Source organism: Thermococcus coalescens (assembly GCF_055392585.1).
The window spans coordinates 230,609-243,626 of the sequence record NZ_AP043764.1; the positions used below are offsets into that span (position 1 = coordinate 230,609).

13 protein-coding genes and 1 pseudogene are annotated in these 13,018 nt (G+C 54.0%); 9 read left to right on the forward strand and 5 right to left on the reverse strand.

The features are described 5' to 3' along the window. Positions 1–18 precede the first annotated feature (18 nt). Genes ACZ5M3_RS01315 through hepT form a run of 5 tightly spaced genes read left to right on the forward strand, consistent with a single transcriptional unit; the run spans position 19 to position 3,216 of the window. Entirely contained in the window at positions 19–651 is a 633-nt protein-coding gene (locus ACZ5M3_RS01315) for an isochorismatase family protein (protein ID WP_464839928.1), read from the forward strand. Next, entirely contained in the window at positions 633–1,457 is an 825-nt protein-coding gene (locus ACZ5M3_RS01320) for an NAD(P)/FAD-dependent oxidoreductase (protein ID WP_464839929.1), read from the forward strand. Before ACZ5M3_RS01315 ends, ACZ5M3_RS01320 begins: the two co-directional genes overlap by 19 nt. Beyond that, complete coding sequence (locus ACZ5M3_RS01325) at positions 1,441–2,388, forward strand: radical SAM protein (RefSeq protein WP_464839931.1); 948 nt, start codon at positions 1,441–1,443, stop codon at positions 2,386–2,388. The genes ACZ5M3_RS01320 and ACZ5M3_RS01325 overlap by 17 nt, the downstream gene beginning before the upstream one ends. A gap of 44 nt (positions 2,389–2,432) precedes the next feature. Continuing rightward, the gene (locus ACZ5M3_RS01330; RefSeq protein ID WP_464839933.1) at positions 2,433–2,846 is read left to right on the forward strand and encodes a nucleotidyltransferase domain-containing protein; all 414 of its coding nucleotides are present in this window, start codon (positions 2,433–2,435) and stop codon (positions 2,844–2,846) included. Next, positions 2,815–3,216 carry a type VII toxin-antitoxin system HepT family RNase toxin gene (gene hepT, locus ACZ5M3_RS01335; protein ID WP_464839934.1) on the forward strand — a complete coding sequence of 134 codons (402 nt, stop codon included), beginning with the start codon at positions 2,815–2,817 and terminating at the stop codon, positions 3,214–3,216. Before ACZ5M3_RS01330 ends, hepT begins: the two co-directional genes overlap by 32 nt. On the opposite strand, the gene ACZ5M3_RS01340 is transcribed toward hepT, so the two are convergent. From ACZ5M3_RS01340 to thsB, 4 genes are all read right to left on the reverse strand, one after another. Then, entirely contained in the window at positions 3,210–4,352 is a 1,143-nt protein-coding gene (locus ACZ5M3_RS01340; protein ID WP_464839935.1) for an amidohydrolase, read from the reverse strand. The two genes, hepT and ACZ5M3_RS01340, sit on opposite strands and share 7 nt — an antisense overlap. Positions 4,353–4,470: 118 nt before the next feature. Further along, positions 4,471–5,361, reverse strand: coding sequence for a zinc metalloprotease HtpX (locus ACZ5M3_RS01345; protein WP_464839936.1), 891 nt, complete (start codon positions 5,359–5,361; stop codon positions 4,471–4,473). 90 nt (positions 5,362–5,451) lie between these two features. After that, positions 5,452–6,324, reverse strand: a complete 873-nt coding sequence (locus ACZ5M3_RS01350) for a zinc metalloprotease HtpX (RefSeq protein WP_464839937.1) — start codon at positions 6,322–6,324, stop codon at positions 5,452–5,454. A gap of 79 nt (positions 6,325–6,403) precedes the next feature. Then, on the reverse strand, positions 6,404–8,059 hold the full coding sequence (thsB, locus tag ACZ5M3_RS01355) for a thermosome subunit beta (protein ID WP_464839938.1): 1,656 nt from the start codon (positions 8,057–8,059) through the stop codon (positions 6,404–6,406). Between the two features lie 176 nt (positions 8,060–8,235). On the opposite strand from thsB, the gene ACZ5M3_RS01360 reads away from it, so the two are divergent. Continuing rightward, positions 8,236–8,547, forward strand: coding sequence for a hypothetical protein (locus ACZ5M3_RS01360; protein WP_464841010.1), 312 nt, complete (start codon positions 8,236–8,238; stop codon positions 8,545–8,547). 4 nt (positions 8,548–8,551) lie between these two features. After that, positions 8,552–9,220 (forward strand): Kae1-associated kinase Bud32, encoded by a 669-nt coding sequence (locus tag ACZ5M3_RS01365; protein ID WP_464839939.1) that lies wholly within the window; start codon positions 8,552–8,554, stop codon positions 9,218–9,220. Positions 9,221–9,298: 78 nt separating this feature from the next. Here ACZ5M3_RS01365 and ACZ5M3_RS01370 read toward each other — a convergent pair whose 3' ends face one another. Next, entirely contained in the window at positions 9,299–11,029 is a 1,731-nt protein-coding gene (locus ACZ5M3_RS01370) for a MutS-related protein (RefSeq protein ID WP_464839941.1), read from the reverse strand. Between the two features lie 295 nt (positions 11,030–11,324). Here ACZ5M3_RS01370 and tnpA point away from each other — a divergent pair. Together tnpA and ACZ5M3_RS01380 are read left to right on the forward strand one after the other, a co-directional pair. After that, positions 11,325–11,666 (forward strand): annotated as a pseudogene (gene tnpA / locus ACZ5M3_RS01375) (IS200/IS605 family transposase); the annotation flags it as partial. Further along, the gene (locus ACZ5M3_RS01380) at positions 11,663–12,949 is read left to right on the forward strand and encodes an RNA-guided endonuclease InsQ/TnpB family protein (RefSeq protein ID WP_464841011.1); all 1,287 of its coding nucleotides are present in this window, start codon (positions 11,663–11,665) and stop codon (positions 12,947–12,949) included. The pseudogene tnpA and the gene ACZ5M3_RS01380, both read left to right, overlap by 4 nt. Positions 12,950–13,018: the final 69 nt, after the last annotated feature.

Sequence of the window (13,018 nt, forward strand, 5' to 3'; positions counted from 1 at the left end):
TTCTCCATTTTTCAGACCATGAAGGAGGACTACCTTACAGGGGAGTTCATAGCGGAAATGAGGGGGCGCTACTTCCGGGAGAGGAAGTGGAGAAAGATAGAACCCTTTAGAAAAGCCGCCGTCCTCGCGATAGACCTACAGAAGTACTTCCTCAGCCCGGAGAGCGGGGCGTTTTTGCCCTCCGCAGGGAGATTCGTCCCGAGGCTTGTGAAGTTCTATTCCAGGGTGCGGGAGCTCAACGTGCCGATAATCTTCACGAGGCACTATCACGTGGGCGGGACGATGGCCCGCTGGTGGGGCGGCGATATGCCAAGAGACGACCCGCTGAATGGGCTTCTCGAAGAGTTTCTGCCCTTTGCAGGGACGGTAATCGAGAAGGGAACCTACGACGCGTTCCACGGCACGGAACTTGAAGCCCTCCTACGGAAGCTCGGTGTCGAAACGGTCATCGTAACCGGCGTCATGACCCACCTCTGCTGCGAGACGACCGCCAGGGAGGCCTTTGTCAGGGGATTCAACGTTGTCTTTCCCATTGACGGAACCCTTACCCAGAACAGGCTCTTCCACGAAGGGACGATAAGGGCTTTAGCTCACGGCTTTGCCGTAACGCCGCTCCTCCGGGAGGTGCTGGAATGGCTCTCGTCGGGATAATCGGGGCAGGGATTGGGGGCATAGCGACGGCGGTACAGCTCGCGCGCTACGGCATCGAGAGCGTGATTTTCGAGAAAGATAGAATCGGTGGCCTGATAAGGAACGCCTACTCAGTCGAGAACACCATGTTCTTTCCCGACGGAATCAATGGCGAGAAAGTTGTCGAGATCCTTGAGGAGTACGTGGGGAAGTACGGTCTGAAAATCCTCTACGAGGAGGTTAGAGCGGTTAGAAAGACCGGAGACCTCTTTGAGGTCAAAACAGATAAAGGGACCTACCGCTTCAAGTACCTCGTTGTGGCTACAGGCACGAGGCCAAGAAAGCTCCCCTTTGAGGGAGTAATCTACCACGTCGCCGAAGTTCCGAGGAGGCACTACGAACGGGTTCTCATCATAGGCGGCGGCGATGTGGCCTTCGACTACGCCTTAACAATGAGCGAGATTAGCGATGAAGTGATAGTCCTCATGAGGAGCGAACCCAAAGCCCTTCCCTACCTGCAGGAACTCGTGAAGAAGCGCCCGAACGTCAGAACGCTGATGGGACAGGTTCGTGAAATAAAGCCTATAAACGGGAAGCAAAAGCTTTTAGCCAGAACGAGCGCTGGCGACTTTGAGGTTGAGCTGGTGCTCGGTGCCATCGGCAGGGTGCCGAACGTCGAGCTGGTTCGGGGCATCGAGGACGATAACCTTTTCCTCGTTGGGGACGTTAAGAACGGAATCTACCGCCAGACGGCCCTGGCGATAGCGGACGGAATCAAAACCGCGATGGTGATATGGAGGAGGGAGAGGTATGGAGATACTGAGTGAGGTTGGTGATCCCAACGTTGCGGTCGTTTACATAGGGAAGACCTCGAAGGGGAACATCGTCGAGTTCGTCGAATCGATTCCGACCTACAACCCGGCAGAGAAGTGGGTGCTCATCGTCTCATCGCTCAACGGCTGTCCAGTTGGGTGTAAAATGTGCGACGCCGGCTTCTTCTACAGGGGAAAGCTGAGCGTGGACGAACTGATGGAACAGATAGAGTACCCGATTCGGAGGCGCTGGAGCGGGAAGCCGAAAACCAGGAAGTTCAAAGTGCAGTTCGCGAGGATGGGCGAGCCGAGCTTCAACATGGCCGTCCTTGAGGCGATGCGCCTCCTCGGAGAGCGCTACGACAACTTTCACCCATCCCTCTCGACCATAGCCCCCATTGGGACGGACAGGTTCTTTGATGCCCTCCTCGAACTCAAGAAGGAGATGTTTCCGACCAACTTCCAGCTCCAGTTCTCAATACACTCCACTAATCCGGAGCAGAGGGACGAGATAATCCCGGTGAGAAAGTGGGACTTCGAAAGGATAGCCGAGTACGGGAAAGCTTTCTACGACGAGGGCGGCAAGAAGATTACGCTCAACTTCGCCTTGGCACAGGAGAACGAGGCGGACGCTTCCGTGATAGCGGAGCACTTCCCGAGGGAGTACTTCCTCATCAAGATAACGCCCCTCAACCCGACGGTGAGCGTGCTGAAGAATAAGCTCACCAACGACGTTGACCTCCAGACCGGCCTTCCGATGAAGCACAAACGCTTTGTTGATGACCTTAGAAGGCTCGGCTACGACGTCATAATCTCGGTCGGCGACACGCGCGAGAATCTCATCGGCTCGAACTGCGGGCAGTACATCTTGAGGTTCCTGAAGGAGAGGCCGGAGCTGAGGGAAGCGTACACCTTCGTAAGGGGATTTGAGTTTAGGGTGAGCTGACGAAAACCTTATCTCCTTCTTCTCCTATTAATGCCGGTGGTTCAATGAGGCTCATGGCACAGCTCCGCGGGGACTTCAGGGAGTTCAAGGACTCCTGTATGGGGATACTCCTTTACGGGTCTCACGCTAAGGGAGCTGCCACGGGCAGAAGCGACGTTGACGTCTGCCTCGTTAAGCCAAAGCCAGGCGTATACCGTGAAGTCCTCAAAAAGCTCGGCGGAAAGTATGATATCAAAGTCTTCGAGGAGCTTCCGCTCTATATCCAGATGGAAATCATCAAAAACCACGAGGTCATCTACGGCGACGAGCTTGAACTGTCGGAGTACTTCTACCGGTTCAGAAAGCTCTGGCGCGATATGGAGCACAGGATCAGGGAAAATCAGTTCAAGAGCGTGAAAGAGAAGATAAGACTCAGGAGGCGTGCCCGTGAGAAGGCAGAGGTACTTAGAGAAGCTTGAGAGATTTGAGGAGGAGCATGAGTTTATTCAATCACACGAAATGACGGACGAGGTCACCCAGAGGGCCCTGCTTTATTCTCTCCAGCTCTGCGTGGATATCGCAATGGACATCGTTGCAATGCTCGTTAAGGACCTTGGGATGACCGTTGAAGATGACTACACAAACATCGAACGGCTCAGGAAATCAGAGGTTATCTCAAAATATGAAGCCGAACTTTTGAGGGAGTACAACGGACTTAGAAATGCCATCGTTCACAAGTACGACAAACTCAACCTTGATACCGTGAAGGAGGGTCTCGATAGAATTGATGAGTTGTATGAAATCCTCATAAAGCTCGTGGAAAAGTATGAAAAGCTGGAAGGTCAGTAATCAGCCTCGTGAATCAGCTCGCCCTCCGCGAAGACGTGCGTCGGGTAGTTCTCAAGGCTGAAGGGGTCGCCGTTCCAGACAACGAGTGAAGCCCACTTGCCCCTCTCGATGCTTCCGAGCCTGTCGTCAACGCCGAGTATCTTCGCGTTGTTGTGGGTGATGACCTTTATCGCTTCAGCCTTGCTCATGCCGAGCCTTATGAAGTGCCTGAGCTGGAGGTAAAGGTTCGCCTGAAGAGTAACCGGGTGGTCGCTCATGAGGCCGAAGAGCGGCTTGACCTCAAGTAGATACCTCGCGTTCTTCCAGTCCTCGTGCTTCAGCTCGACCTTGTAGGGGAGCGAGTCGAAGGGACCGTAGATTACCGGAACGCCTTCGGCCTTAATCTTCTCGAAGGTCTCCCTGCTGTGCACGTCGCCGGCGTGCTCAATCGTGATTTTCAGACCGAACTTCCTCTTTATCATGAGGAGTGCCGCTATGTCGTCCTCCTTGTGGACGTGGACGCGGAGAGGTATCTCGCCCTTGAGGACGGGGATTAAGGCCTCAACCGTCGGCTCGACCTCCTCCGGCTCCTTCTTGCCCTTCTCGATGAGGGCTATCGTCTTCTGCGTCTTTATCAGCCAGTTGAGGAGAATTCCTATAGCGCCCATCCTCGTGCTCGGTCTGGTTCCCTTCCACTCCTTAGTAGAGCGCGGGTTGTAGCCAAAGGCCGCCTTAACTCCCGCGTACTGGATAAAGGCATCCTCCACGTCCCTGCCATAGTTCCTTATGAAGACCGCCTTTCCTCCTATGATGTTTCCGCTTCCGGGCAGGACAGAGGAGTACAGCACACCGAACTCGATGGAGTGCTTGAAAGCCTTGTCGTCCATGTATATCGAGTAGAGCGCATCTACGAGCGGAAGAACCGCGTCCATCTGCTCGTTGGCTTCGCCCTCCTGGTAGGGTTCACCGTATCTTTCCATTCCGATGTGGCTGTGGCCGTCTATGAAGGCAGGCGTTACAACGCCCTCCGCTATAACTTCGGCTTCCTTGGGCTTCTCCTTGGTTACGTCGACGATGTTTCCATCAAAGACGACGTAGACGTCCTTCAGAACGTTCCCCAGACCGTCGTAGAGAAGGGTGGCTTTAACTGCCCTCATGGTCGTCACCGCTTAGGAGTCCGCCCGAACGTTTAAATGTCTGTCGATACTTGGAGGACTTAATTAGACAACTGCATAATTAATGAATTAAGGACGCAATAAGAGGGCAGAAAAGGGATCAGTAGGGGAATTCAACTCCCATGTCCTCCGCTATCTTGCGCAGGTGGGCTATGCGCTCTCTCGTAGGCGGGTGGGTTGCGAAGAGCCTTGAAACACGGTCCCCTTCAAAGGGATTGACTATGAACAGATGGGCTACGCCGGGGTTTCCGGCCGCTGGCTTCTTCTTTTCAGCCTGGAGCTTTTTGATAGTTTCATCGAGCTTGAGGAGAGCACTTGCCAGAGCCCAGGGCTTGCCGCTTAGCCTCGCTCCTCCCTCATCCGCCGCAAATTCCCTCGTTCTGCTTATAGCGGAGCGGACTATAACGGCCGCTATCGGGGCGGTTACGGCGATTAGTATAGCCGCTATAAATCTCTCGATGCCCAGGTCCCCGAATATGGCCTTGATAAGTGCTATCCACTTGGTAACGTAGGCAATGTAAACAACGGCACCAGCAAGAGCGCCCGCTATCGTGCCAACCAGTATATCGTGGTTTCTGACGTGGGTTAGCTCGTGGGCGAGGACGCCCTCAAGCTCATCCCTGTCGAGTATGTCGAGTATCCCCGTCGTTACGGTCACCAGTGAGTGGCTGGCATTCCTCCCCGTTGCAAACGCGTTCGGAACTTCGTCCTCGATTATGGCTATCCGGGGCTTTGGGAGTTTGGCGCGTTTGGCGAGCGTCCCGACAATCTCATGGAGCTCGGGAGCCTCTTTTTCATCGACAATCCTGGCCTTCATTATCTTGATCACGAGACGGTCGCTGTACCAGTACGTCACAAAGCTCAGGACAACCGCGAACCAGAACATAACGGTCATCCAAGTTGCTCCACCGAGCAGATATCCCATGGCCATCAGAACCCCGGTCAGGAGTCCCATCATAAAAGCCGTTCTCAGAAACAGTAACAACCTCACTTAAATCCACCTTCTGCTTTGTACTTCAACGGACCCCTTTAGAAACCTTTCGGTCGCTCCAAACGAACCACAAATAGGGTAAAAAGAACCTCAGAAGTAAATTCCCATCTCCTCGGCTATCTTCCTGAGGCGCTCTATCCTGGCCTCGGTTGGCGGGTGGGTCGAGAACAGGCTGGCTATGCTGGCTCCCCTGAAGGGGTTGACAATGAACATGTGCGCCGTTGCCGGATTGCCGTTGCGCATCGGCCGGTATCTAACAGCCTGCTCGATCTTCATCAGCGCGCTGGCCAGAGCGTGCGGCTTCCCGCTGATCTTAGCTCCACCCTCGTCAGCGAGGAACTCCCTGGAGCGGCTCACCGCGGCCTGTATGAGAATCGCCGCTATCGGGGCAAGGACAGCTATGAGGATCGCGGCGAGGATGTTGCCGGCGTTGTCCTCGTCCCTGCCAAAGCCACCAAAGATCGCTATCCAGCGGGCCCAGTATGCGAGCTGGATTATCGCCCCGGCCATTGCCGCCGCTATCGTGCCGATGAGCATGTCCCTGTTCTTTATGTGTGTCAGTTCGTGGCCTATGACGCCCTCAAGCTCATCCCTGTTGAGGAGCTTGAGAAGTCCGGTGGTGACCGCAACAACGGCGTGCTTCGGGTCCCTCCCTGTGGCGAAGGCGTTTGGTGTCTCGCTGGGGATTATGGCTATCCTTGGCATCGGCAAGCCGGCGTTTTCAGTGAGCTTTCTGACTACCGCATAAAGTTCCGGAGCCTCAAACTCATCCACTATCCTCGCGCGGTACCAGCCCAGCACTATTTTATCGCTGTACCAGTAGGTGATGAAATTAAACCCCATAGCGAACAGGAACATCATGAATGCCCAGCTCGGCCCGCCGAAGAGGTAGCCTACGGCCATCAGCAGACCCGTCAGTATGGCCATCAGCAGGCCGGTTCTCAGCCACATCAGCAGTCCCATTTTTTCACCCCCAAGGGGTTAAAATAACAATTTGATATTAAAATCTTTTGGTGTCAAAGGAAAGGGTAGAAAAGGGGCATCACATGCCCATGTCCATACCGCCCATTCCACCCATACCGCCGGGCATTCCTCCGCCCTGGCCGCCCTCGGGCTTGGTTATCTTGGCGGCGATGACGTCGTCGATCCTGAGGATCATTATGGCAGCCTCGCTGGCGCTCTTGATGGCCTGCTTTTTGACGCGGAGCGGCTCGATGATGCCCTTGGCGAGCATGTCAGCAGGCTCCCCGGCGAAGACGTCTATGCCTATGGCAACGCCCCTGTTCTTGTGCTCGCTGATGACCTTAACGAGCATCTCGACGGTGTCGAGACCAGCGTTCTCTGCCAGGGTCTTCGGGATTATCTTGAGGGCCTCGGCGAAGTTCTCAATGGCCAGGGCCTCCTTGCCCCCAACGGCCTTGGCGTACTCGTCGAGCCTGATGGCAAGCTCGATCTCGCCGGCACCTCCGGCCGGAAGGACGTAGCCGTCCTCCATGACGTCCTTGACGACCTTGATGGCATCTTCCAGAGCGCGCTCAACCTCGTCGATGACGTGCTCGGTGCCGCCGCGGATGAGTATGGTGACGGCCTTCGGGTTCCTGCAGCCCTCGACGAAGATCATGCTCTCGCCGGCGATCTTGCGCTCCTCAACGAGGTCGGCGTGGCCAAGATCCTCCGGAGTGAGGTCCTTGACATTGGTAACGACCTTGGCGCCAGTAGCTTTCGCGAGCTTCTCCATGTCGCTCTTCTTGACGCGCCTGACGGCGAGGATGCCGTACTTGGCCAGGTAGTGCTGGGCGAGGTCGTCAATGCCCTTCTGGACGAAGAGAACGTTCGCGCCGGTGGCGGCGATCTGGTCGACCATCTCCTTGAGCATCTTCTCCTCCTGCTCGATGAACTGGAAGAGCTGATCCGGGCTGGTGATGTTTATCTTGGCATCGGTCTCGGTCTTCTTGACCTCAAGGGCCTCGTTGATGAGCGCTATCCGGGCGTTCTCAACCTTGGTGGGCATCCTCGGGTGGACGCGCTCCTTGTCGATGACGACGCCGCGGACGAGCTCGCTCTCCTCGACGCTCTCACCGGCCTTCTTCTCGATCTTGATATTATCGATGTCAACAACGTACTTTCCGTTCTTCTTCTCGGCGACCTGCTTGACGGCCTCAACGGCGAGCCTCGCGAAGAGCTCCTTGTGGCTCTCGGCGTTCTTGCCGGTGATTGAGGTCATGGCTATCTTCATGAGGGTCTCCTCGTCGTCCGGGGTGACCTCTATGGCGATCTCCTGAAGTATCTCCTGCGCTTTCTCAGCCGCCATGGTGTAGCCCTTGACGATAATGCTGGGGTGGATGTTCTGGTCGAGGAGCTCCTCGGCCTTCCTGAGGAGTTCCCCAGCGATGACAACGGCAGTAGTGGTTCCATCACCGGCCTCCTTATCCTGGGTCTTGGCAACCTCAACCATCATCTTCGCGGCCGGGTGCTGGAGGTCGATCCTGTCGAGAATAGTGGCGCCATCGTTGGTGACAACAACGTCACCGAGGCTGTCGACGAGCATCTTGTCCATGCCCTTCGGGCCGAGGGTGGTTCTAACAGTCTCCGCGATTATCCTCGCGGCGAGAATGTTGAGCCTCTGGGCGTCCCTACCAACGTACCTCTGAGTCCCCTCAGGCAGAATAACAACCGGCTGTCCGCTAAGCTGTGCCATTTGACATTCCTCCTATCAGATTCCTTTTTGCAGAAACGCTTCGTCAGCACTGCATATAAAGTTTTGGGTCAAAAATTTCAAAAAAAGGCATTATTTTCGAAAAAATGACAAAAAGTCTGGCGACAAGTGGGGGAAAGGGCTAAAACCTTGAGGGACGAGAGACCCATGTGAAAGCGATGAGTCCGGTGATCTACCCGATAAATCCGGAAAAGGCCCGGGACATCTTCGACGCCATAGCCCTCTACGGCATCGTTAGGGTGGACGTTGAAAACGCCGCTTCCATCCTCGATGACATGCTTGAGTCAGACAGCGAAAAGCTCCGCTATGCGCGCAGGATTCTGGACAACGGAAAGATTGATAAGGCCGTTTTGGTCCTTCGAGGAGATGAGGGAGTTTTCATCATAAAGATGGAGAACGTCGTGGAGATACGGGTCACAGTTCGGAACTACTCAAGGCTGATCGAGGAGTTCGCACTTAACCAGGGGTGATTTTATGGAGCTGGTAAAACAAGGAGCGGAGGCGAAGATATACCTCACCGAATTCAGGGAATACTTTGGTGCGGATCTCCTTCCGGGCGAGAGGATAATAGTCAAGCACAGGATTCCAAAGCGTTACCGGATAAGGGAGATAGACGAGCGGCTGAGAAAGGAGAGAACAGTTAGAGAGGCTAGGGTTCTTCACCGGGCAAAGGAGTTCGGTGTGAACTGTCCCTATGTCTATGAGGTTGATATGAGGGAGATGAAGATAGCCATGGGGTTCATAGACGGTGAACGCCTGAAGGAGCTCCTTGAACGCGTCCCGATGGAAGAGAGGCTTTCCCTCTGCCGGGAGGTTGGAAGGCAGATTGGACGGCTCCACGAAGCGGGCATAGTCCACGGCGACCTGACCACCAGCAACATGATACTCAGAGGCGGGAAGGTCTACCTGATAGACTTCGGCCTGGCAGACTTCGACTCAACGCTCGAAGCAAGGGGCGTTGACCTGCACCTCCTCAAGCGTGCCATGGAGAGCACGCACTACACGTGGTTTGAGAGGGGCTTTGAAGCCGTTCTGGAGGGCTACGCCGAGGTCAGAGGCAGGGAGAAGGCCAGGGAAATCAAAGAGAAGATAGAAGAAATCGAAAGCAGGGGACGGTACAGAGAGAGAAGCTGGGTGGGGTAAGACCCAAAGGATCAGACCGAAAAAGAAGGGAGACTTTAGAACGATACGCCCCCGTGACCGCGCGGGGACACCGCGAACTCACTCCCGCCTGAAGGCCCTCAGAACCCTCTCGAAGATTTCCCTCTCCTTTCCGCGTTTCTTTCTTGCAAGCCTCTCGACTATCAGCTCCGGCGTACTCCTGCCGAGCTTTCCGAAGACCGGCTGCCGGTCAACGATGAGGTTAAGCTTCTCGTCCAGGCCTTTGGCCTCTATTCCATCCACCCTGGCAAAGGGAAGCTCCTTCCTGAGGTCATCTCCCAGGTGCGACACTATGACAACGTAAAAGCCCTTTTCGTGGGCTATTTTCAAAAGTTCGCCGATTATCTTGACAGCTGCGCCGGGCTCGGTTATGGCCTCGAACTCGTCTATGAGGATGAGCTTTCTGTCCCCTCCCCTGAGGGCCCTGACGAAGGAGCGCAGGGCTGTCTCAAATGTACCTGCCCCATAGGCGCTCCTCTTTCTTCTGAAAAAGAACAGCTCGTCGAGGGGCTCGACCCAGGCCTTTTCCGCAGGGACGAGAAACCCCATGTGGGCTAGAACGGTTATCTGGGTCATCAGCTCTAGGAGGCTGGTCTTTCCGCCACTGTTTGCACCTGTGAGGATGACCACTCTCTCACCGTGTATATTGCCAGCCCCCGGGACTGAAAATCCCCCGGGCGTTTTTCCGACGGCATAGCTGATTGGCTGGGGGTTTTCTATGAAGAGGTGCCGTCCGTTGAGGAACGCCATTCCGCCCTCCCAAAGCTCGGGGAAGGAGAAGCCTTCGGTGAAGTCCTTCACCGCCAGCAGGAAGTCAAGCTCGTGAACCCTGCCGAGCTCTTCCTTGAGCCTGGAGAGAAGGGACATAATTTTCTCAAGTACTTCCCTGCTCCTGAGGTACAGCTCGACCCTGAGCTCCCTTTCGAGCTCCTCCCTCAGTAGCTCCACTCTTTCCGGGGGGACCGTCACCGGGTACAGTTCCTCCCGGGAGAAGAGCTCGGCAGTGATACCGAGTTTTTCAGTCAGATCCTTCTCGGCCTCGTTTATTAAATCCAGTATTTCACCCTCAACCTCACCGAAGTGCCTGAATATGGCCTCATAGTTCCCGGCCCTGAGTTCCCCAAGGAAGTCCAGCAGTTCTTTTCCGCTCAGCGTCAGGCTGAACTTCTCAAGCTTCTCGGATATCCTCCCATTAAGCTCGCGCTCTTTCTCCGCAACCAGCTCCTCCAGGCCGTCGAGGAGCTTCCGCTTTTCCATAACCTCTTCGAGTTCATTCAGCCCACGGAGGATCTCCGAGGCAACGCTCCCTTTTCCGGTCAGCTCACCGATCTTAGCCAGGGCCTCAAGCGTTCCCCGGTTCTCCCACAGGGGCATAATGTATAGCTCCGGGGCGATCTGGGAGGGCGTTAGCTCGACATCAATTCCGTAGCCGAGGGTGCTGAGCACCAGGGGGTAGCCCTCGCTGTCTTCCAAGCTTGTTGAGACCTCGCAGAGCCCCATGCCCCTGGCCCTTTCCAGCTCGCTTTCGTCGACTATGAGAATCCGGTCGTGGAGGTAATCGCGGCGGAATTTTATCGGCTTAACCTTGGCAATCTGTTCCCTCAGCTCGGGGCGGATTTGGGGGATGTTTTCACGGAAATACCCCTGCCTGCGGAGAATCTCCTTCTCCTCCGAGGTTGGCTCAAACCTGTCAAGAAGGGAGGAGCTCCCAGGAAGGACTAACCGCCTCTTTATCTCCTCCCGGATTGAGCGGTATATCGCTTTAGCCTCGGGGTTCAGCTTGAGCGTCATCACTAAAGGAATGTCCCCGGGACTAAAAAAGTTACCTGAAACCTAGAAACGGCAAATTTTATAAGCTCGTGGAGTAAGAACCAAACAATGCTCCCAGGTGATGTGGATGATAGTAGAGAGGCTTCTCAGTCCGAGCCACCGCATCAGAATCCTCGATATGAACAAGTTCAAGCCAGAGGACGTAGTGGCGGTGCTCCGCAGGAAGGGTGCACACATCTTGGAATTTCCGAGGGACATCGACGTCGAACTCGCCATAGAGTCGTTCATAGCATCAAGCTACGGCCCCTACGTTTACATTCTCGTCGGAAAAGTCGCTGAAAGGCTTAAAGAAATGCTCAAAGAATACGCTGAGGAAATCGGGTGTGAAGTTATTGCCCTCGAAGTTATGCCCGACCACGTTCACGTCTTCCTCCAAGCCAAGCCAGACTTATCTCCAGCGAAAATAGTGAACCACTTGAAGGGCAAGACCGCCAGAAAACTCCTCCAAGAATTTCCAGAATTGAGGAGTAAGACAACACACGGGAGGCTCTGGTCTCGCTCCTACTTCGTCGCTTCCGTCGGCTACATAACTGACGAAATAGTCAAACACTACATTGAAACCCAATGGGAGCGTGAGTTAAAACGAAAAGGAGCATAACCGTAAAGCTCCAGCCTTCAAAGGCCCAAGAGAAAACCCTCAAAGAGTTAGCCCTAATCAGCTCGAAAGTTTGGAACAAGGTAAACTATCTTAGACGGCAGAAATTCTTTGAGGGGAAGCCAATAGACTTTAACAAAACTGAGAAAATTGTTTACGAGGAGTTTAAGGCTGAGATAGGCTCGGCAACAGTCCAGCAGATTTGCAGGAAGAATGCGGAAGCTTGGAGAAGTTTCTTCTCACTCATCAGGAACAAAAGGAGCGGAGAACTACCCAAATGGCTTAAACCAAAACCGCCAAACTACATCAAGGAAGGCGGTTTAATCGTTCTAAGAAACGACCAATACAAGATGGAGGGTAACAAACTAATCCTCAAAGGTCTTGGAAAGTTCAAAAAACTGGAGGTTCAGTTTAAAGGTAGAATTCACTTAAAGGGCAAGCAAGGAAGATTAGAGATAACTTACGACCCAATAAGGCAGAAGTGGTATGCTCATATTTCATACACGGTGGAAGAGAAACTAATCAACGGTGAGTGGGTTGAACTCCCAAGAGAACCCATAGGAAACTTTTCCGCCGGAATAGACCTCGGAGTAAATAACTTAATGGCCGTTTATGTGGAGAATGGAGAGAGCTTCTTAGTGAATGGAAGACCGCTCAAGAGCATTGATTTCTACTGGAGGAAAAGGATAGCCGAGTATCAGTCAAAACTTAACAAAAGCGGGGCAAAGAAGAGTAGGAAACTCGCAAGAATGCATTTGAAGGCTAAACTTCAGGCTAAACACTACATCAACACCGTCGTTAGAAGAACCGTTGAAAGGCTCTACCACCTTAGAGTTTCCAGAATAATCGTCGGTTATCCGAAAGGAATAGCGAGGAACTCTGATAGGGGTAAAAAGCAGAATTATCTCCTCTCTCACATTTGGAGGTTTAATTACGTTATCAAACGCCTGAAAGAGGTTGCAGAAGAGTATGGTATTCAAGTTTTGGTGGTTAATGAGGCTTTCACTTCGAGGACTTGTCCCGTTTGCGGGAAGCCCCACGATGGGGCTCGCTTTGTTCGGGGATTATTTAAGTGTCCCGCAACGGGGCTTATCTTTAATGCAGACCTCGTTGGAGCTTTTAACATTTTGAAAAAGGCTGTAAAAACCATAACCCCGAGCTTGGGCGGTTTGTATGCCCAAGGGAGGGGTAACTGGCCGAAGGCCCGGCCAGAGGGGTCGAAGACCCGCTTTAACTTGGGTTTGAATGAGACCCCTCAAACCTCCCCGTCATTAGCGAGGGGTTAACTCGTTGGAACCCTCGCCGTTCACGGCGGGGAGGAGGTCAGGTCCTGAAGTTCCCAAAGGGCAAACTGT